The 20,366-nt window shown below is 44.2% G+C and carries 15 protein-coding genes and 2 pseudogenes; 9 read left to right on the forward strand and 8 right to left on the reverse strand.

Annotation, left to right across the window (positions count from 1 at the left end):
• Positions 1–98: 98 nt before the first annotated feature.
• A complete protein-coding gene (locus tag AU387_RS13895) occupies positions 99–1,067 on the forward strand; it encodes a carbohydrate kinase family protein (protein WP_059335933.1) in 969 nt (322 codons plus the stop codon).
• 64 nt (positions 1,068–1,131) lie between these two features.
• Here AU387_RS13895 and AU387_RS13900 read toward each other — a convergent pair.
• Positions 1,132–2,126 (reverse strand): annotated as a pseudogene (locus AU387_RS13900) (potassium channel family protein).
• 639 nt (positions 2,127–2,765) lie between these two features.
• Here AU387_RS13900 and AU387_RS13905 point away from each other — a divergent pair.
• Positions 2,766–4,187, forward strand: coding sequence for a sugar porter family MFS transporter (locus tag AU387_RS13905; protein ID WP_059335934.1), 1,422 nt, complete (start codon positions 2,766–2,768; stop codon positions 4,185–4,187).
• A gap of 49 nt (positions 4,188–4,236) precedes the next feature.
• Here the strand turns inward: AU387_RS13905 and bdhA are convergent, their stop codons facing one another.
• A complete protein-coding gene (gene bdhA, locus AU387_RS13910) occupies positions 4,237–5,277 on the reverse strand; it encodes a (R,R)-butanediol dehydrogenase (protein WP_044152816.1) in 1,041 nt (346 codons plus the stop codon).
• Between the two features lie 440 nt (positions 5,278–5,717).
• Here bdhA and walM point away from each other — a divergent pair, with 440 nt between their 5' ends.
• Together walM and AU387_RS13920 are read left to right on the forward strand one after the other, a co-directional pair.
• The gene (walM, locus tag AU387_RS13915; RefSeq protein WP_081638245.1) at positions 5,718–6,089 is read left to right on the forward strand and encodes a cell wall metabolism protein WalM; all 372 of its coding nucleotides are present in this window, start codon (positions 5,718–5,720) and stop codon (positions 6,087–6,089) included.
• 65 nt (positions 6,090–6,154) lie between these two features.
• Complete coding sequence (locus AU387_RS13920) at positions 6,155–7,201, forward strand: PD40 domain-containing protein (RefSeq protein ID WP_059335935.1); 1,047 nt, start codon at positions 6,155–6,157, stop codon at positions 7,199–7,201.
• A gap of 32 nt (positions 7,202–7,233) precedes the next feature.
• Here AU387_RS13920 and AU387_RS21785 read toward each other — a convergent pair whose 3' ends face one another.
• The 6 genes and pseudogenes from AU387_RS21785 to gabP all read right to left on the reverse strand — a co-directional run bounded on the left by AU387_RS21785 (position 7,234) and on the right by gabP (position 12,827).
• Complete coding sequence (locus tag AU387_RS21785; RefSeq protein ID WP_063623072.1) at positions 7,234–7,392, reverse strand: hypothetical protein; 159 nt, start codon at positions 7,390–7,392, stop codon at positions 7,234–7,236.
• 184 nt (positions 7,393–7,576) lie between these two features.
• A complete protein-coding gene (locus AU387_RS13925; RefSeq protein WP_044152810.1) occupies positions 7,577–7,786 on the reverse strand; it encodes a cold-shock protein in 210 nt (69 codons plus the stop codon).
• Positions 7,787–7,868: 82 nt separating this feature from the next.
• The gene (locus AU387_RS13930) at positions 7,869–8,684 is read right to left on the reverse strand and encodes an alpha/beta fold hydrolase (RefSeq protein ID WP_059335936.1); all 816 of its coding nucleotides are present in this window, start codon (positions 8,682–8,684) and stop codon (positions 7,869–7,871) included.
• Between the two features lie 13 nt (positions 8,685–8,697).
• Positions 8,698–9,685 (reverse strand): annotated as a pseudogene (locus tag AU387_RS13935) (DUF4003 family protein).
• A 104-nt stretch (positions 9,686–9,789) separates the two neighbouring features.
• Positions 9,790–11,331, reverse strand: a complete 1,542-nt coding sequence (gene cotA / locus AU387_RS13940) for an outer spore coat copper-dependent laccase CotA (RefSeq protein WP_059335937.1) — start codon at positions 11,329–11,331, stop codon at positions 9,790–9,792.
• An 86-nt stretch (positions 11,332–11,417) separates the two neighbouring features.
• Positions 11,418–12,827: a GABA permease gene (gabP, locus tag AU387_RS13945; protein ID WP_059335938.1), complete on the reverse strand. Its 1,410-nt coding sequence runs from the start codon at positions 12,825–12,827 to the stop codon at positions 11,418–11,420.
• Between the two features lie 411 nt (positions 12,828–13,238).
• Between gabP and mneS the strand changes: the two genes are divergently transcribed.
• From mneS to guaA, 5 genes are all read left to right on the forward strand, one after another.
• Positions 13,239–14,111: a manganese transporter MneS gene (gene mneS / locus AU387_RS13950; RefSeq protein WP_044152802.1), complete on the forward strand. Its 873-nt coding sequence runs from the start codon at positions 13,239–13,241 to the stop codon at positions 14,109–14,111.
• 160 nt (positions 14,112–14,271) lie between these two features.
• The gene (locus AU387_RS13955) at positions 14,272–15,234 is read left to right on the forward strand and encodes an AAA family ATPase (protein WP_059335939.1); all 963 of its coding nucleotides are present in this window, start codon (positions 14,272–14,274) and stop codon (positions 15,232–15,234) included.
• Positions 15,234–16,430, forward strand: coding sequence for a DUF58 domain-containing protein (locus tag AU387_RS13960; protein ID WP_059293378.1), 1,197 nt, complete (start codon positions 15,234–15,236; stop codon positions 16,428–16,430). The genes AU387_RS13955 and AU387_RS13960 overlap by 1 nt, the downstream gene beginning before the upstream one ends.
• A gap of 20 nt (positions 16,431–16,450) precedes the next feature.
• Positions 16,451–18,655, forward strand: coding sequence for a DUF4129 domain-containing transglutaminase family protein (locus AU387_RS13965; protein WP_059335940.1), 2,205 nt, complete (start codon positions 16,451–16,453; stop codon positions 18,653–18,655).
• A 161-nt stretch (positions 18,656–18,816) separates the two neighbouring features.
• Positions 18,817–20,358, forward strand: a complete 1,542-nt coding sequence (gene guaA / locus AU387_RS13970) for a glutamine-hydrolyzing GMP synthase (protein WP_044152794.1) — start codon at positions 18,817–18,819, stop codon at positions 20,356–20,358.
• Positions 20,359–20,366: the final 8 nt, after the last annotated feature.

Consider the following 20,366-nt stretch of genomic DNA (forward strand, 5'->3'; position numbering starts at 1 on the left):
ATTTAATATTTCTAATATTCGATGTAAAAGGTTGTATTTATGACTGAAAGTAATATACTGAGACTGTAATCTAGAATATGTAAAAAGAGTGTGATAACATGCGAAGTCAGTCTGTTGTTTGTATTGGGGAGTTATTGATCGATTTCTTTTGTACCGATGTGGACGTTGATTTAAAGAAAGGGCGTCAATTTTTAAAAAGTGCCGGCGGCGCCCCGGCAAATGTGTCAGCGGCGATTGCCAAGCTGGGAGGGGACGCTGCTTTCGCAGGAAAAGTAGGGAAAGATCCCTTTGGGTATTTTCTGAAGCAAACGTTAGATGCTGTTCATGTTGATACCTCTATGCTGGTGATGGATGAGAAAGCACCTACAACGCTTGCTTTTGTTTCATTAAAGAATAATGGAGAGCGCGATTTTGTTTTCAATAGAGGCGCGGATGCTCTGTTTACGATCGAAGATGTCGATCAGGATAAACTGAATCAAGCGAAAATCCTTCATTTTGGATCAGCGACGGCATTGTTATCTGATCCATTTTGTACAGCCTATTTACGGCTTATGTCCATTGCGAAGGATAAAGGGCAATTTCTTTCATTTGATCCTAACTATCGTGGGGATTTATGGAAGGGAAGAGTCTCTGAGTTTGTTAGTGCTGCAAAAAGAGCCATTGCTTTAAGTGATTTTGTTAAGGTGAGTGACGAGGAGCTGGAGATCATCACTGGTGCGAAGGATCATGAAGAGGGCGTCAATATCCTCCATGGTATCGGAGCCAAGATGGTTGCCGTGACCCTTGGGAAAAACGGAACATTGCTGTCTAATGGCAAGGAACATGAAATCATTCCGAGTATTCCTGTCACTTCGATTGATTCTACAGGAACGGGAGACGCTTTTGTCGGAGCGGCTTTGTTCAAGTTAGCAGATACAGATAAGATTCAATCGGTAGAAACTGATTTTGAGCAGCTGCGTGATATCGTGTCTTTTGCCAATAAGGTGGGCGCTCTTGTCTGCACCAAAATTGGAGCGATTGATGCGCTGCCGCGTATGGAAGAGATTGAAGCTTCTTTATCTTTGTAATAAAAATAGAGGATGTTTCTTAAAAGTCTTTTGGACTTTTGGGAGGCATCCTCTTTTTTACCCCTTACTCTTGTGCAGGCCACTTACGCGCACCCGCTTGAACAATGCCCAAAAGCAATTGCCGCCGTTTTTTTAAAGATTTGACCGCTGTTCGAAATGTTTGCTCCGATAGGGTTGGGATGCCGCAATCCCTTAGCTTCAAGAGGCTGGGCCCGGCGGTTCTTGTTCAGCCGGATGGATATATGCTGTATGAACGGTGTCTAAGTAGTTTTTGACACTTGAGCGCGCTTCTTTTATGTGCAGCTGATTCGGAAGGTACTGCTCTGGAATGCCATATGTCAAAATGGTTAACGCTTCATCCAATACAGTGACTGCAATGACGGAAGATTCCTCGCGCTGTGTGCTATGGTAAAAATGAAGAATGGGGAAGGCGTTATGCTGAGCGGTCAGCTTTCCCAGCTCTGAAGAAAATGTGACGAGAAGCAAATCTATGTCATGAAAATGTCTCCCGTTCCACGCAGTTTGGACAATCGCTGTTCCGTTATGCCCAAGACTCAGTACACTCTGGGCGAATGAGCGCTTTTGATTAACCGCACTCAAGACAGAAATCAAGTACGTGACAGAAAAAGTAATCGTGAGCAGACCTTCAGCTGTAGCACCGACTGTAACAAGCTTCCAAAAGGCTCCGTTCGGTGTAAGGTCGCCATTTCCTAATGTAAACATCACATATCCAGAAAAATAAGCCCGGTCTGACCAGGAGGCTGGTTCTTTACTTTGAGTAACTACGAGAGAGTGAGGATCACTTGAGAAGATAAACGTCCAGCCGCTCCAAAATAAACCGATCCACACCAATAATGTCATGCATAACAGCAGCGGCCCTGCCGTACTGAGAACCTTTGCGTGATCTCCGCTGATCTTACGGAAGCCTTTCCACAGCCATGCAGATAAACATCTTGTGATCGGACCGGCTCCGCTCTCAAGCCATAATGTTGTCCATATAAAATCAATCATCCCCGCTGCCAACAATAAAATTCCTGCAATGATATACATCTCATTCAATTTTATTGCCTCCTCTTATTCAATTAGAGCCAGCCATTTAGCCATCTTTATTTTCCTCTTCTATTTCCTTTTGTCTTGAATCTGAAACAATCATTTGAATGTTTGAGAAGCGAATCATGCAGAGAAGATTTGTATAGGTGAAGTTACCCAACACTTACTCATTTTGATGAAGACAGAAATGAAACAGAAATTCACAGATAATACATACTGATTCCACATTTCCGGCATGAAAAAAGTTCAATTTCCCCTTGAATTGGTCATTTTGCTGGTATAAAGATAAGAAATTTTCAGAAATTTATATTGACTGAAAGCGTTTTTGAAATTATGATAAATATCAGAAGTGACAAATATATCACTATGATATTACTATAACAACACTACAAAGTGATTATAAAATGACAATTCATCTAGTCGGACATCAAAAATATACCCATTGTTGTTTGGTAATAAATGAAATCGCTTCCAAGTTAATTGTCTTCAACACATGCTGAAAAGAAGGGAAGGTTATGAAGCCAGTGAAAAAAGACATTTTGAACTTTTTTCTGCGGCCTGCTCACGGCATTTGAGGAAGGCGGCAGCCCTAGAATACGTTTTTGAAATACGCAGTGATCGATTTTGAAAAAGACTGGGGGAAACGGTATGGATACAAAAGGCAGTCAAATGTCATTTTTACGCACAATTATTTTAGTTTCGACTTTCGGCGGGCTTCTCTTCGGTTATGATACCGGGGTATTAAATGGAGCTTTACCATATATGGGTGAGCCTGATCAGCTTAATCTCAATGCTTTCACAGAGGGGCTCGTCACCAGTTCTCTTCTTTTTGGAGCTGCACTTGGAGCTGTGCTTGGCGGAAGAATGTCTGATTTTAACGGACGCCGTAAAAATATTCTTTTCCTCGCCATTATATTTTTTATCTCAACGATTGGGTGTACACTGGCTCCAAACGTAACAATCATGATCATCTCCCGTTTTGTGCTTGGAATTGCCGTCGGGGGCGCATCCGTGACGGTGCCTGCTTATTTAGCGGAAATGTCACCTGTGGAAAGCAGAGGACGGATGGTGACCCAGAATGAATTAATGATTGTATCCGGACAGCTATTGGCCTTTGTTTTTAATGCCATCCTCGGGACGACAATGGGAGACAGCTCCAATGTATGGAGATTTATGCTCGTGATAGCGTCTCTTCCGGCCGTATTCCTGTTCTTTGGAATGATCAGAATGCCTGAGAGTCCTCGCTGGCTTGTTTCAAAAGGAAGGAATGAAGATGCTTTAGGGGTTTTGAAGAAAATCAGGGACGAAAAACGCGCTGCTTCTGAGCTGTCTGAAATTGAATCCGCTTTCAAAAGAGAGGATAAACTTGAGAAAGCTACGTTTAAAGATCTTGCAGTGCCATGGGTGCGCCGGATTGTATTTATAGGAATCGGAATTGCGATTGTACAGCAAATTACGGGTGTAAACTCCATCATGTATTACGGCACTGAAATTTTAAGAGATTCCGGATTCCAAACGGAAGCAGCGCTGATCGGGAATATTGCCAATGGTGTGATCTCCGTCATGGCTACGTTCGTCGGAATTTGGCTGCTCGGTAAAGTCGGTCGCCGGCCGATGCTGATTACAGGGCTGCTCGGAACAACAACGGCATTGCTGCTGATCGGGATATTTTCACTTGTGCTGGAAGGATCGCCTGCGCTTCCATATGTGGTTTTGTCATTAACGGTTTCGTTCCTGGCGTTTCAGCAGGGTGCGATTTCACCAGTGACATGGCTGATGCTTTCAGAAATTTTCCCGCTGCGCCTTCGCGGTCTGGGAATGGGTGTTACGGTATTCTGCTTGTGGATGGTCAATTTCGCAGTCAGTCTGACTTTCCCTATTTTGATGGCAGGCATTGGGTTATCAACAACGTTCTTCATCTTCGTTGCGCTGGGGATTTGCTCGATTCTGTTTGTGAACAAGTTTTTACCGGAAACAAAAGGTCTTTCGCTTGAGCAGCTTGAGGAAAGCTTCCGTGTTCATGATCGCAGTGAGGCGAAAGAAAAGGCTGGCGCTGAAGTGATTGGCTAAGTGGAATAAAAAGAATCCGCACTTGAATGCGGATTCTTTTTTTGTATGTTTAGTTTGGTCTGACAAGGATTTTCACTTGGTTTTTCTCTTTGATCAGAGCTCCGAAGCCTTCTTCGATTAAATCGTCTAAGACGATCTTTTTCGTAACGAGTTTATCGGCTGAGAAATAGCCTTCTTTCATTAATGACAATACAGCTGGGAATACGTCACGGTACCCGATGATTCCTTTCACTGTACGCTCTTTGATTACGATATCGTTCGGATGAATTTCAGCGCCTTTTTCCCAGATGCTGACGATCACTGTCTCACCGGCAATTGTTGTAGATTGGATCGCTTGGCGTAAAACGACTGGAACCCCGGTTACTTCAAAGGCTACGTCAACGCCGCCTCCTGTAAGGTCTGTGATATGTGCCACTACATCGTCTGTTTTGGACGGATCCACGATAATGGCGCCGAGCTCCTCAGCTTTTTGCTGGCGCTCAGGTGAGAGCTCAACAGCATAAATATCAGTAGCACCGGCAGCTTTCAGCGCTTCAATAACAAGAAGTCCGATCGGGCCGCAGCCGAATACAGCCGCTTTGTCACCGGCTTTGATTTTGCTTGAGCGGACAGCGTATAAAGCGACCGCAGAAGGTTCAACGAGTGCGCCCTGCTCATATGATAATTCCTCAGGAAGTTTGAATAGCAGCTCTTCATCTACAGAAACGTATTCTGAGAATCCGCCGCCGCCTCCGGCTAAGCCGAGGAATCCCATTTGTTCATCAAGGTTGTACGCACCCTGATGTCCGTGTGTTGCAAAAATCGGTTCCACAACGACTCGGTCTCCGACTTTATAGTTTTCAACGCCTTCCCCGACTTCAACAACTTCACCGGAGAATTCATGCCCCATTGTGACAGGTGCTGTTTCTTTTGTTAAAGGATGGGGTTTGTCCACCGGGATAAAGATCGGGCCTCCTAAATACTCGTGTAAATCACTGCCGCAGATGCCGCACCATTTGACTTTGATCTTGACTTTTCCCGGTTCCGCTTTTGGCTCTTCAATATTTTCAATACGGATATCCTTTTGGTTATGCCATCTAGCTGCCTTCATGGATTACCACTCCTATATCTTTTGATATGAGTAATTCCGCACCGATCAATATGAACTGTTCACAAAATCGCCATTTTTTAAAACCAAAAAAAGATAAAACTTATATATAATATAATCTACGTTTTTTGAAATAAGAAACTTTGAAGAAAAAAGAGTCTTGCACACTCTTTTTTCTTTATGATGAGAGAGTATGATTGGTTTACATAACTATGAATTTGGCTTGAACAATACGGTAATGGTTCGTTCATATTGAATGCGACAACTACTCTATCAACAATTATAACGCTAATGCTGTAATTATAATAGGATAATCTTCCATGGTTTATTTTAGCAGAGGGGATTTTTTCGACTTTGTAACATTACTGTAAGGATATTGAAATAAAAAATCCCTGGTTGATCGTGTATAATTTTTCCTAGATGTTAACAAACAGGGGGACGAAATGTTGAAGAAAGTCATTTTAGCCGCTTTTATCTTAGTAGGAAGTACTTTGGGAGCTTTCAGTTTTTCGGCAGATGCCAGTGCAAAACATGTGAACGGAAATATTACTTGGTATAACGGAGTTGGGAAAAAAGGCTCTTCAGGTAAAAAACTTGGACATTGGGACTGTGCGACAAAGATCGGATTTGACGTACCTAGAAATGGGACAAAAATCAGAGCTTATGCTAAAGCGAAGCCTAAAAAGGTGATTACGGTTTATAAAAATGATGTTGGCAGAATGCCTCATGCAGTGCTGGATGTAAGCCCTAAAGCGTTTAAAGCGCTGGGATATCCATTAAGCAAAGGAAAAGTAGCGGGACATTACAGCTATTAATACATAGTTTAAATCTGTAAAGCAAGAAGTCGCATTCTTGCTTTTTCTATTGGTGGAGATAAGAGATGAAAAAAGGAATCGTTTTATTGGCAATCGTCGTTGTTTTGACGGCAGCTGCGGGTTTTATGTTTTATTCTTTTAAAGATAAAGGCAGTGAGAGTGCCGCCGATGTTTCCGTGAACACGGAGAACAGTGAGAAGCTTCTGGTTTCGATTACCGGTACCGATCTTCTGACGAAGTATTATGAAAATGATAAGGTGATCCACGAGGCGAAGCTGACCAGCTATCCGGCATTTGCCTTGGATCAAGAGCAGCAGGCGCTCTATTATACAAGCAATAACGATCAAAATGAGATGAGGCTTTTTAAGCTTGATCTTAAGTCTGATAAGAAAACTATGCTTTATAAAGGTCCGGAAAGCGCGGACAGCTTGTTTTTATCAAAGGATCGCTCAAAAATCTATTTTCGTTTAGGGAAAGCGGACGAAAGCAATTTTCGTATCGCATCCTTTGATTTGAAAACGAAGAAGTACAAAAACCTGTATCCTGCCGCTAATGACCAGGATGACAGCGTCAGCAGCTTCTTCTATAACCAAAAAATAGATTCATTTGCATTGCTTCATTATTCTGTAGAAGAAGATTACAAAAAAACGGATGAAGCCAATGAGAAGGGAATCGATCCTGAGCCGACAAAGATTCACTTTTCGGCCGGTCATGAAAGCGGCCTTCATGAGCTTAAGAGCCTGGAGCAGTTTATCAGTGATATTGCTGTTTCTGATGACGATAAACGTATTCTGTTTACGTCATATACACAAAAAGGCACGGAGCAAACGGCTACTATTCAAATGCTGAATGCAGACACGAAAACCTATAAAAAAATCATTTCAAATCAGAAAACATTTAAGCTGTTAATTGACGCGCAGCCGCAGTTCTCCAAGGACGGAAAGAAGATTTATTTCCTTGCCGAAGCCAAAGGGGCTAAAAAGCTGAAGGACGAAACTGGGCGTGAAGCCAAGGTTCGGACAATTTATTCTTATGACCTTGATACGAAGACGTTCAAAAAAGTATGGGAAAATCCGAATGGCATCATCAACAGCTTTTCCGTCATCAACTGAAAAAATCACTCAGCAAATGCTGAGTGATTTTTTTAATGGACGAGGTGCAGGGCAAATGATCCGAGCCATTTAAAGAAACGAATGATCGGTATGGACCAATTCATAAGTTCCGCACATGAGTTTATAGCCAAGTTCAACTTTTTGACTGAAGTCCGTTTCTTCAGGTCAGCCTGCTGTTGGTTTTTGATCACAACATCACCCCTCATATCCATATTATACCATAACGAACAGTGAAAAAGCCCGAAACGTTTACAGTTTTGGGCTTCATTATCTCGGCCTCTCGTCAAATCGAGAGGCCGTGCTATTGGATATAAAATTTGTATCTCTGATCGAGGATTGTTTGCTGATAGAGACTGCTTTTAAAAAAGGGAAGATCTAACTTGTTTTCGTTTGGCTGTTGTTTTGGAGATTCACTAATGAACGGGTGCCGTCGACCATTTTACTTCCGCACAAAGGGCACAATGGCGTGTCACTGCTGGCGAAGTTTTTTCTGGTCCAGCCGTTGCAGTCTTCTTTTGTGCATTCCCAAGTACTCACATCTTCCTTTGGCAGCGGTTCTTGATTTCGTTTGTTATAGTAAGACATAAAGTCACTTCTTCCCTCATGTATTTTACTGCACATTTCTTATTGTCTCATACTTTGCCCTAATCTCCTAATTCCTTTTTCTTTATGACTTTCCAATCTGCTCATCTAAAAAGGACAGAAGCGTGCTGTTAAAAGCATCCGGTTCTTCTAAAAACGGACAATGGCTGCTCTTAGAAAATGTAACGAGCTTTGCGTTTGGAATATGTTCACGCAGGTGTTCTCCGGCTTCTATTGAGAAAAATTTGCGGTCTTCTCCGAAGCATAACAATGTCGGAACATGAACGTTTTGCATGGTCTCGCGATAATCAGCTGCCGTTTGATTAAATAAAATCGTGCTTGAAATGGCTGCCGGCTGTTTCAAAATTTCGGCAAGCATCCATTCTGTTTCTGTTGATGCTGGCGGCTCTGCGAACATATTATTGATGAAGCTTTTGTAGAATGGAAGCGGCTCAGTTTGAATAGCGTGCATCGCTGTTTTCAAGCCGTCAAAGTCAAACGGGCCATGTCCCCAGCCGTCCCATTGGTAGTCGGAAGCCGATTGATCGACGATAACAGAGGCTCGTATGTTATCATTCCCAAATTGATTGATATAATCCCATACCACGAAAGCGCCCATTGACCAGCCAACAAGGACGGCAGGATCAAGCTCCATCGCACACATAAATTCCTTGATATCACGGGCGTATTGGGAAATGGTGTGTCCATGAAGAACTTTGTCGGATTCGCCGTGCCCTCTAAGATCAAGACGAATACATTGATAATTGGCAGATAGCGCTGAAAGTTGTTTGTGGAAAAATTGTCCGCTCATAAGCACGCCGTGTATAAATAGGATCGGTGTCCCGCTCCCGTGAGTTTCGTAGTATAGGCGGGTCTGATCTTCTAATGTGATATATGGCATGTTTTCTCCTCCTTTAGTTTCCGTCATGTGAATGAATGGCTGATGAACTGATGATCACAGCTGTTGCGGCTGCCTGCTGTGCTTGGATGGCCGTTTCAATTGCTGTGTAAAGGCCTGATTCCATCAGCAGATTTTTCTCCATATACTCGCTGAGATATAAGCTGACAGCAATTTTGAAGTTCATATCCTTTTCCCTTTTAAATGCTTTTTCTTGGTTCAGCTCATGAGTGATGCCTAGAACGGTTTTGATGTCCGGCTCTTCCAAGAATGTGAGAAGGGCGAGATCGGGATAATGAAAATCTTTTGGCTTTTTATGAGATTCAGTAATGGATTGAAAGATCAGTTTGCATTGGGAAACAAGGGTTTCAGGGTCTTTTTCACTTTGCAGGGCAAGAATATGGCTGACGTGTTGTAAGTATTGGCCTTTTTTAAAGCCGTTAGCGGACAGCAGCTGATAGCATGTTTCTGCCTTGTTCAGCGCCCGCAAACCATTTCCGTTTTGGGCAAGCAATATGGCAAGCGGAACATTTTGAGTTGAGGTGAGGAAATAGTGATTTTTCTTCATCTGCTGATAAACAGAGAGCCCCATGTTCATCTGTTCTCTTTGGTTTATCGTTTCGGTCTTGCCGGTGAGCATGATCAGAGCGGAAAGGTACGTGAAAATATCCCGTTTATATCCAAGCTTCACCATTTGGCTGTATACATCGATTTAAAGGAAGAAACGCTTGCTTCGCCTCATGCTGAAAATGAATATCCAGAATTGAAGCGACAGTAAAGCGGTGGTGAGAATTGAGTGTTGAGAAGCTGCCGATGTTTGATTTTATATAGCTGCTTAAATCATAAAAGCGCTGAAAATTAAAATCTCTTTTATTTACAATATATGCAGAGGAGATGAGCATTAATATCTGATTATGAGCAACTTTCCACCTTAATTTTGATTTTAATTCGTCATAAATTGAAATGTATTGATTTGTTTTATCTTTGAGATCGTTTGTCAGCATAAAAAGCCGCTCCTTTCTTCGCTGTTTCTAAGTTATACGATCTATGGAAGAAAAAAGTTTCATAGATAAAAAAACCTGCCTGCAGCAGGCAAGTTCTATGGGACTTATTTATGGGGGTCAATTATATCCATCGGTCTCATCATGTCATAGTCTTCATGCTCAAGAATGTGGCAATGCCAAACGTACCGCCCAGTGTATGGCCCGAATGTTACGGCGATTCTCAGGACTTCACCGGCGTGGGACTGAACTGTGTCTTTCCAGCCTTTTTCACTTGGTGGCGGCGGAACGGCGGGTCCGGTGTAGGCCAGTTCTCCGCGCTCTTCAAAACGGGCTGTATCAAATGGGCGCCGGTCCAATACACGGAAGGAGACCAAATGAAGATGGATAGGATGTGTTCCGCGAGTCGGATTGATGATCGACCATATTTCGGTAGAACCGGCTTTCGGTGCTTCAGTGACAGGATCGTGCCAGCGTTTGTTGTTAAGAAGAAGGACGGGTCTGCCGTATTGGTCTTGAGTGCCCGCCAGCTTCAATGTTCGGAGGTTTTGTATTCTTTCGTGCTGTACCGAAGGGTAAGATGCCAGGTATTTTGGTTTTCTGCTCTCGTCTTTTTGGGCTAACGGTTTTGTGACTCTGAATTGCATGATGTTTGCGTCTGTTTCTGGATTAACGTCACCGCCGCAGCCCTCGCTGTTTGCTAAAATGATCGATTCTCCTTCAAACGCGGCGAAGTCAATGAGAATATCAAAGCGTTCAGCCGGCGCAATGCTGAAGGAGTTTAGCTTGACGGAGCGCGGCAAAAGTCCGCCATCAGAACCGATCTGGATAAATTCTCCGCCATTATCAAGTGACAGGTTATATGTTCTCGTATTAGAGGCATTGATGACGCGGAAACGGTATTTTCTCGGTTCGACCTCCATGTATGGCCATACCTTCCCGTTGACGAGAATTGTATCTCCGCAAAAGGCTGGAACGATTGACGGATTAGGCAGTGACGGTGAAGGGTTTTCCGGTCCGCTCGGATAAAATAAAGAGCCATCAGCATTAATCGTACGGTCTGTGATCAAAAGCGGCACATCGTATTCACCTGATGGGAGCTTCAGGCGTTTTTCCTTTGGTTCATGGATGATATAAGCACCGATGAGCCCGGCATACACATTCAGCCTCGTGAGCGCCATGGCATGATCGTGATACCATAAAATAGCTCCGCGCTGCTGATTCGGATAATGGTAAACCTCTCGTTTAAAATAAGGACCTGTTTGTTCAAAGTCTTTAGAAAACCAGGCCTCAGGATAACCGTCGCTGTCATCTGGAGTGACGCCGCCGTGTAAATGAACGACGGTTTTTACTTCGGGTTCGGCATGCTGGCTGTCACTGTGATGAATGGTGTGATCAATCGGGAGAAAGTGCTCTGAAGGTAGGTTATTCATCCACTTCACATAAACGTTTTCATTTCTTTTGGCCTTAATGGTGGGACCGGGGAATAAACCGTTATAGCCCCACAGACGGGTTGGAGGGAGATCGCGGTGAAGCTGATGATAGCATTCCTCCATGGTTACTTCGTAGTATGTGCTTTCTTTTGACTGCTGTACCGGCTTTAGTGTATCTGGGATTGGGAGAGCATCCGCAAATTTTTCAAGTGTCATTTTCATCTGTCCTTATCTAAATATTCCCTAATTGGTACTATAGTTAATGACATTAAGGACGTGAAGGTGACAAAAAAATCCTGCCGTTAAGGCAGGATATCGGGCTGCTGCTGAGTGACCGGTTTGGCTGATGCTTTTTCAGTCACCTTGCGTTTTCTGAACACAAGATAAGAAAGCAATACAATGCCTGTGATAACGCCTGTCAGCAGCAGTTCATCTCTCATAGATTCAATAAATGCCATGGATACTAAAATACCGCAGATGACAATAATGGTCAGGTAGGTTAAGAACGGGAAGAACCACATCTTGATTTTCAATGCTTCCGGGTTTGTTTTTTCGAGGCTTTTTCGCATTCTCAGCTGGGAAACAGCGATAACAAGATAAACGAGCAGGGCGATTGCGCCTGATGAGTTGACTAAAAATAAAAAGACGGTGTCAGGTGAAAAGTAATTCATTACGACCGCGATATAAGAGAAAAATGTTCCGGCCACAATTGCTTGTACGGGAACCCCTTTTTTGCTCAGTTTCATAAAGCGGCGCGGCGCTTCGTTTCTTTCTGCAAGTGAATACAGCATTCTGGATGTGGTGTACAAACCTGAATTCAGGCAAGAAAGTACAGCTGTGAGGACGATAAAGTTCATAATTTGCGCGGCTGCCGGCACTCCAATATGTTCGAGAACAGCGACGAAAGGGCTTTCTAAAATATTCGCTGAGTTCCAAGGCAGAAGCGCAACGACAACGGCGATTGAACCAACGTAAAAGACAATGATGCGCCATACAACGGATCGGGTCGCTTTGGTTACAGATTGGACCGGGTTTGATGTTTCACCGGCAGCAATCGCAACAATTTCCGTTCCCATAAAGGAGAAGATCACGACAACAATTCCGAGCAATACAGAGCCTATGCCTTCCGGGAAAAATCCGCCTTGGCCCGTGATATTTGCGAAACCGACTGGATCACTGCCTGGGGCGAAGCCAAAAATAAATGCAAAACCAACGATTAAGAATGCGATGATTGTAACAACTTTAATGAGGGAGAACCAATATTCAAACTCACCAAATGATTTAACAGAGTAGATGTTTGTCAGTGTGAGTAAAATCGTCAAAATTAAGCTCGTCATCCAAAGCGGAATATCGTGGAACCAGTATTGGATAATGCCTGCTCCCGCGATTGCTTCAATAGCGATAACAATAACCCAGAAAAACCAGTAGAGCCAGCCGATTGCAAATCCTGCCCACGGTCCGATAGCGTCATGAGCGTATTGGGAGAATGATCCGCTTGTCGGGTTTACAGCCGACATTTCACCAAGCATTCGCATGATAAAGATGACCAATAATCCGGCTAATGCATAAGAGACAATGGCACCGGGCCCGGTAGAGTGAATCACTGAACCGCTGCCAACAAATAATCCGGCTCCGATGACGCCGGCGATAGAAATCATCGTCATATGTCGGGTCTTTAATTCTTTTTTTAATCCTGATTGAGACTGGTTCATATGTTACCTCCTTGAAAATTAAAGTTATTACTGAATATTATGATAATTGAAACTGTAACATAAATATACATTTTGTCGAAAATTTATGTCAGAAAATATAACAGTTTATTTCAAATTTGTAGGGTTTTGTTTGCTGTTTTTGGAGTGAATATGTTCGAAATAAAAGAAAAAATTTTCCGTCAATTACCCGTTTTTTTGATTTGTTATATGTTTGAAAAAGTGTTCGATGGCTAGAAGTATTGGTATCAGTGGATTTGAAACAATTTTTACAAATGAAACTAAGTTGCCTTGAGTAAAAAATGTTCTATCGTCACTATTTTTCTGTGGTGAGTGAATCATGTTTCTATAGACCCACTGCGGTTCAGCTTTGTATCATAATGATAGAAAACATGAGCGGAGAGGAGGTTTTTTATGGAGAGATATGATGAACTGAAAAAGGGAGAATCCGGGGCGCTGGTCAGTATTGCCGCGTATCTTGTGCTGTCCGCGATTAAGCTGATCATCGGTTATGTATTTCACTCGGAAGCTCTTACGGCAGACGGGCTAAATAACACAACAGACATTATTGCTTCTGTTGCTGTGCTGATCGGTCTCCGCATCTCTCAAAAGCCTCCTGACGAAGATCATCCATACGGACACTTTCGGGCGGAAACAATTGCATCACTTATCGCATCGTTTATTATGATGGTTGTCGGCCTGCAAGTGCTTTTCAGCGCCGGTGAATCTATTTTTTCTGTGAAAGAAGAAACACCGGATATGATTGCGGCTTGGACGGCTGCAGGCGGGGCAGTCATGATGCTGATTGTCTATCAGTACAACAAAAGGCTTGCCAAAAAGGTGAACAGCCAAGCGCTGCTTGCGGCAGCGGCTGATAATAAATCGGACGCATTCGTCAGTGTCGGCACGTTTATCGGTATTTTGGCCGCGCAATTCCATCTTGCATGGATTGATACGGTGACTGCGTTTGTCATCGGCCTTCTCATTTGCAAAACGGCATGGGATATTTTTAAGGAATCATCGCATTCATTGACTGATGGCTTTGACGTAAAGGACATGTCCGATTATAAACAGACGATCGAAAAAATCTCCGGTGTCAGCCGGTTAAAAGACATCAAGGCGAGATATTTGGGCAGCTCTGTGCACGTAGATGTAGTGATTGAAGTGTCATCAGAATTAAATATTACAGAAAGCCATGATATTGCGAATGAAATTGAGCGGAGAATGAAGGAGGAGCATGCGATTGATTATTCGCATGTTCATATGGAGCCTTTGCAAAACAAATAACTGGGTAATGAGAGCTTCCTGTCATGGGAGGCTTTTTTTGTTTGATTGCCCTGTATGTATTGGCAGTAATTTGCTAGAATCGTTTTTTTATACAGGTCGTTTTTTGTGGTAAAGTTAGGTTACTATATGATGATTTTTGTAGATGACTAGGAGGAAGAGAATGTCATACCAAGAAGACCTGCATCCTTTGCTGGGAAAAGCAGTTGAACATATCGATAAAGTAATGGTTGGAAAACGGGACATCGCAAAACTCAGCTTAGCAGCTATTCTTGCCAAAGGACATGTGCTGCTTGAGGATGTGCCGGGCGTAGGGAAAACGATGATGGTTCGCGCTCTGGCGAAATCGATCGGCGCTGATTTTAAACGAATTCAATTCACGCCGGATTTGCTGCCCTCCGATGTAACGGGTGTTTCTATTTATAATGCGAAAACAATGGAGTTCGAATACCGGCCGGGCCCGATTATGGGGAATATCGTGCTGGCTGACGAAATCAACCGAACATCCCCTAAGACACAGTCTGCCTTGCTTGAAGCGATGGAAGAGGGAAGCGTCACGGTAGATGGCAACACAATGCCGCTTGCTGCTCCATTTTTTGTTATGGCAACGCAAAACCCTGTGGAATATGAAGGGACATATCCTTTGCCGGAAGCCCAGCTTGACCGTTTTTTATTTAAACTTCGCATGGGCTATCCGTCCTTTGAAGAGGAATTGGATGTCTTATCTCTTCAGGAAAAAAGCCATCCGATTGAGACACTTGAGCCTGTAATTTCAAGAGAAGATTTTATCCGCCTGCAGAGAGAAGTGCAGGATGTCCGTGCTGATGACAGCATGAAGGAATATATTGTCGAAATCGTGCAAAAGACGAGACAGCATGCCTCTGTTCACTTAGGCGTCAGTCCGCGCGGATCCATCGCTCTCATGAAAGCGGCCCAGGCATTTGCGCTGCTTCATGACCGCGATTATGTCATTCCGGATGATATTCAATATCTTGCCCCTTATACGCTGCCGCACCGGATGCTCCTGCAGCCTGAAGCAAAATTTGAAGGGATCCATGCAGAAACAATCATACGGGAGATCATGTCTGGCGTGAAAGTTCCGGTTCAAAGGTCGTCGGTCCGCTGATGAAAAAGAAATTTCAATGGTTGATGTACGGGTGGAAACTGCTCGTATTAACGTTATTGACGGGTGCTGTTTTCTCTTATGCAATGTTTCAGGGCGGCTTTGTCAGCTGGTTTTTGTTTTATTCATTTCTCCCTTTTGTTGTATACGCCGGTCTGCTGGCGATGTACCCGCTCCGCTCCTTTCAGGTGTCGCGGCATATCGTCAAAACGCAATTACATGCGGGAGACAGGCTGGAAGCTTCGGTTACGCTTAAAAGAAAACTGCCGTTTCCCCTGATGTATATGGTGATTGAAGATTGTCTGCCGTCAGGGCTAGAGCCATTAAACGGAGATGAAGCTTTGGCCAAACAGCTGGTGTTCCCATGGTTCAAACGGAGCATCACGATGTCATATCAAATAACGCCGGTACCGCGTGGAGAGCATCATTTTCATGCCATCAGGGTGCGGACCGGGGATGTCCTCGGACTGATTGAAAAAACGTCGTTTTATGAGGCAGACGATGCGGTGTTTGTTTACCCTTTCTTTCAGCCTCTTCAGTATCAGCTGAATGAGCGATATCAGGAAGATGGCGTAAGCGGGGCATCACCTGTTCATCAGCACCATTCTTCTGTCGCGGCGAGTGTAAGGAACTATCAGCCGGGAGACCGTTTTGCGGCGTTAGACTGGAAGACTTCAGCGAGACGGAGCCAGCTGATGACGAAGGAATTTGAACCGTCGAGAAACAAAAACCTGTTTCTTCTGATGGACCGTTTTAGCTCTGACGCATTCGAAGAGGTCGTTTCCGTGACAGCTTCGATTCTTCATTCTGTTTTGAAAAATGGCGCAGGAGCAGGTCTGGCTTCAGTAGGAAAGGAAAGGTCCATTTTTCCGATTCAGGAGGGAGAGCGGCATTTTAAACACATGCTCCATCACTTAGCCGTTTGTGATTGCGATGCTGCTGACCGCGTAAGCCGTTTTGCGGGTGAGGAGCTTGGGAAGCCGTCTGTTCGCCAGGCTGATAAAGTGATTGTCACGGGACGGATTACGGAGGATTTGGTGAAGACGTCAGAAGCAGGGATCGGTCCGGTTACCATTATACTGGCAAAAGAGAAAGACGCCGATCTTTCCCAAGGTGAGCATATGATGATCGAACGCATGCTGAAACACCAAATCAGGGTTCAAATCATGAGAGGCGGCCGAGCTTCGCGTGTTGTTTAGAAAGAGAGGTGACGGTGTACATGCCGCTTGATGACCAGAAGGGAAGCCGTCTGAGCTTGCTGTTATTTTATTTTCTGGCTTTTTTATTGCTGTGGGAGTGGCTCAGGCCGCTGGACCATTTTACAGACACGAAGCATACAGGCTTTTTTATTGTCTTTATCGGCTTGACGTTTCTGCTGACTTTTTTCAGGATGAGGTGGTTTGTCACCGTTCCTTTTTGTGTCTTATTTACATTCATTTCGATACACATTCTGTTTTACGAAGGGTCTATTTTTGACTTAAGCTGGGTCAGCTCTTTTTTACAGGATGTCTATTTGAATATCACGTTTATTCAGACAGGACAATGGAATAATATGATTCCTTCTTTTCGGACCCTGCTGTTTTTTGTGCTGCTGTGGCTGCTGGTCTATCTCCTTCATTACTGGGTGATTTACCAGAGGAGGATCTTATTTTTCTTTATGATGACAGTGGCGTATATTACGATTCTTGATACATTTACGCCTTATGACGCCGCTTACGCTGTTATCCGTATCGTGCTGATTGGCTTCTTTATGCTGGGCCTTCTGTATTTGGAACGCATTAAGCTGATGGAACGAATAACGTTACCGAAAGCGGCTGTTCTGAAATGGTTTCTCCCCCTGTCTGTGCTGATTTTGGCCGCGGTGGGATTTGGGCTTGCCGCGCCGAAATCAGATCCGAATTGGCCGGATCCCGTTCCTTTTCTCAAAAAAGTCACCAATCATGATCGTGTGCCGGCAGGAGAAAGCAAAATCGGATACGGGAATCACGATGAATCGCTTGGCGGTCCGTTTCAGCAGGACGCTAGCCCTGTTTTCACGTGGCAGGGAAAAGAGCGCACATATTTCCGCGTGGAAACAAAGGATACGTATACGGGAAAAGGCTGGATTGAAACAGACACGGGCATGTCGTATCAGCTTAGCGGAGGCAACGTTGAAAATCTGTGGTTTGATCATAAGGTTTCCACAGAGCGGTACACTGTACGCGTGAAGGTCGATGAGCGTTACGGATATAACCATGTAATGTATCCGATTGGTGTGCAAAATATTAAGCCAAAGCAGGCTGTCTCGCTTGAAATGAACGGGAACACTGAACAAATTTCTCCGATCAGTGAGCAGAACGGTGATATTCGGAACATGGGCAGTTATACAGTGACGTACAACTCCCCGGTCTATAAACAGGATGAGCTGAAAAAGGTGAAAGTGAGACAAAACAGTGAGGAGTACACCTTCAGCGACCGCTATATGCAGCTGCCGGATACTCTGCCTGAGCGGGTGAGAACGCTAGCGATCAAGCTGACTCAGGATCACGATAATATGTTTGATAAGGTCAAAGCTGTTGAGGACTATTTAGGGTCAAACGAGTTCACTTATGAAACAGAAAACGTCACCATCCCTAAAGATGATGAAGATTATGTGGATCAATTTCTGTTTGAAACAAAGATGGGCTATTGTGATAACTTTTCGTCCTCGATGGTGGTGCTCCTGCGTTCGGCCGGTATTCCGGCACGCTGGGTAAAAGGTTATACGTCTGGTGAATATAAAGAAGCGGGGAACAAAAACGGCAGCATCTATGAAGTGACAAATAACAACGCCCATTCCTGGGTAGAGGTGTATTTTCCAGAGCAGGGATGGGTCACTTTTGAGCCGACAAAAGGGTTCACAAATCCGGCTGAGTTTGCTTCCTCCGATACAAAGGATTCCGGCAGCGAAAGCAGCAGCTCGCCTGAGAAAGCAAAAGAGGAACAGAAAGAAAAGAGAACACAGCCGGAGAAGGAGCAAAAACAAAAGGATAAACGTGAGCCTGCCGTTTCCAAAAAAACAACGTCTGCGCATGCAAGCGTTGGCGCAGGCTGGTATGCCGCTATGGCTGCGGTTCTTTTGACAGCGGTTTTGCTTTATGTTTTCCGTTCGTTATGGCTTCCTGTTTTCACAGTGAGAAATTTGAAGCACCGCAGTGATCAGCATGTGTTTTTTGAGGCATACGGCGCGCTCCTGAAACAGATGAAAAGAAGAGGCCTGCCTAAACGTGACAGCGAAACGCTGCGGGAGTATGCAAAACGAATCAACGAAACATATCATTCTGAAGACATGTTAAAGCTGACAGCGAACTATGAACGGGCGCTGTACAGAAATGACGATTCGGCAAAGCTTTGGAATGATTCCAGAGAGTTATGGGAAAATTTAATTAAAAGAAGATGGTCTTGACCGCTTATCGACGTGTTGTTAGAATTAGTGAATATTATCGGAGTCTGGGAGCGAGTTGCCTGACTCCGGCAAACGGCCTTGCCAAAGAGGGCGGAGCGTGTTTCATATCTGTCCTCGTTTTTTTCTGTGTCAAAAAACTTAGAGGAGATTAGGTGACAACCATGACAAAGTTAGTGAATGAAATGATTCTTGTCCTTGATTTCGGCAGTCAGTACAATCAGCTGATTACACGCCGCATCCGTGAATTTGGTGTATACAGTGAGCTGCATCCGCATACATTGACGGCTGAAGAAATTAAAGAAATGAATCCAAAAGGAATTATTTTATCCGGCGGTCCGAACAGTGTATATGATGAAGGCTCTTTCCGCTGTGACGAGAAAATCTTCGAATTAGATGTTCCTGTATTGGGAATTTGCTACGGCATGCAGCTGATGACTCATTACCTTGGAGGAAAAGTAGAAGCTGCCAGCCAGCGTGAATACGGTAAAGCGAACATCCACATCGAAGGAACACCTGATTTGTTCAAAGATCTTCCGAATGAACAAGTGGTTTGGATGAGCCACGGTGACTTGGTTGTAGAAGTGCCTGAAGGTTTCACTGTTGATGCGACAAGCCATCACTGCCCGAACTCAGCAATGAGCAAAGCGGATAAAAAATGGTACGGCGTTCAGTTCCACCCGGAAGTGCGCCATTCTGAATACGGCAATGACCTTCTGAAAAACTTTGTATTCGGCGTTTGCGAATGCGAAGGCAAATGGTCAATGGAGAACTTTATCGATATCGAAATGCAAAAAATCCGTGAAACGGTCGGAGACAAACAGGTTCTTTGCGCGCTTAGCGGCGGCGTTGATTCTTCTGTTGTTGCTGTTTTGATTCATAAAGCGATCGGCGACCAGCTGACTTGTATCTTTGTAGACCATGGCCTGCTCCGTAAAGGCGAGGCTGAAGGCGTTATGAAAACATTCAGCGAAGGCTTTAACATGAACGTCATTAAAGTAGACGCGCAAGATAGATTCTTAAATAAACTAAAAGGCGTTTCTGATCCTGAGCAAAAACGTAAAATCATCGGTAATGAATTCATTTACGTTTTCGATGATGAAGCGGACAAGCTTAAAGGCATCGACTACCTTGCACAAGGAACGCTTTACACAGATATCATCGAGAGCGGTACTGCAACGGCGCAAACGATCAAATCTCACCACAATGTCGGCGGGCTTCCTGAAGACATGCAGTTTGAACTGATCGAACCGTTAAACACGCTTTTCAAAGATGAAGTGCGCGCGCTTGGCACAGAGCTCGGCATTCCTGATGATATCGTATGGCGCCAGCCTTTCCCAGGACCGGGACTCGGCATCCGCGTTCTTGGCGAAGTAACAGAAGAAAAACTGGAAATCGTTCGTGAATCAGATGCGATTCTCCGTGAAGAAGTTGCTAATCATGGTTTAGAGCGTGATATCTGGCAATACTTCACTGTTCTTCCGGACATCCGCAGCGTTGGTGTTATGGGTGACGCGAGAACATATGATTACACAATCGGAATCCGCGCCGTTACATCAATCGACGGCATGACATCTGACTGGGCGCGTATCCCATGGGATGTGCTTGAAGTGATTTCTACACGTATCGTAAATGAAGTAAAGCATATCAACCGCGTGGTGTACGATATTACAAGTAAGCCGCCTGCGACGATTGAGTGGGAATAAGTAAAAAT

This window comes from Bacillus halotolerans, assembly GCF_001517105.1.
Classification (GTDB): domain Bacteria; phylum Bacillota; class Bacilli; order Bacillales; family Bacillaceae; genus Bacillus; species Bacillus halotolerans.

Coding starts and splice junctions, on each gene's coding strand:
- AU387_RS13895 (WP_059335933.1), top strand. CDS start 99: ATGCGAAGTCAGTCTGTTGTTTGTATTGGGGAGTTATTGATCGATTTC.
- AU387_RS13905 (WP_059335934.1), top strand. CDS start 2,766: ATGGATACAAAAGGCAGTCAAATGTCATTTTTACGCACAATTATTTTA.
- bdhA (WP_044152816.1), bottom strand. CDS start 5,277: ATGAAGGCAGCTAGATGGCATAACCAAAAGGATATCCGTATTGAAAAT.
- walM (WP_081638245.1), top strand. CDS start 5,718: ATGTTGAAGAAAGTCATTTTAGCCGCTTTTATCTTAGTAGGAAGTACT.
- AU387_RS13920 (WP_059335935.1), top strand. CDS start 6,155: ATGAAAAAAGGAATCGTTTTATTGGCAATCGTCGTTGTTTTGACGGCA.
- AU387_RS13925 (WP_044152810.1), bottom strand. CDS start 7,786: ATGTCTTACTATAACAAACGAAATCAAGAACCGCTGCCAAAGGAAGAT.
- AU387_RS13930 (WP_059335936.1), bottom strand. CDS start 8,684: ATGCCATATATCACATTAGAAGATCAGACCCGCCTATACTACGAAACT.
- cotA (WP_059335937.1), bottom strand. CDS start 11,331: ATGACACTTGAAAAATTTGCGGATGCTCTCCCAATCCCAGATACACTA.
- gabP (WP_059335938.1), bottom strand. CDS start 12,827: ATGAACCAGTCTCAATCAGGATTAAAAAAAGAATTAAAGACCCGACAT.
- mneS (WP_044152802.1), top strand. CDS start 13,239: ATGGAGAGATATGATGAACTGAAAAAGGGAGAATCCGGGGCGCTGGTC.
- AU387_RS13955 (WP_059335939.1), top strand. CDS start 14,272: ATGTCATACCAAGAAGACCTGCATCCTTTGCTGGGAAAAGCAGTTGAA.
- AU387_RS13960 (WP_059293378.1), top strand. CDS start 15,234: ATGAAAAAGAAATTTCAATGGTTGATGTACGGGTGGAAACTGCTCGTA.
- AU387_RS13965 (WP_059335940.1), top strand. CDS start 16,451: ATGCCGCTTGATGACCAGAAGGGAAGCCGTCTGAGCTTGCTGTTATTT.
- guaA (WP_044152794.1), top strand. CDS start 18,817: ATGACAAAGTTAGTGAATGAAATGATTCTTGTCCTTGATTTCGGCAGT.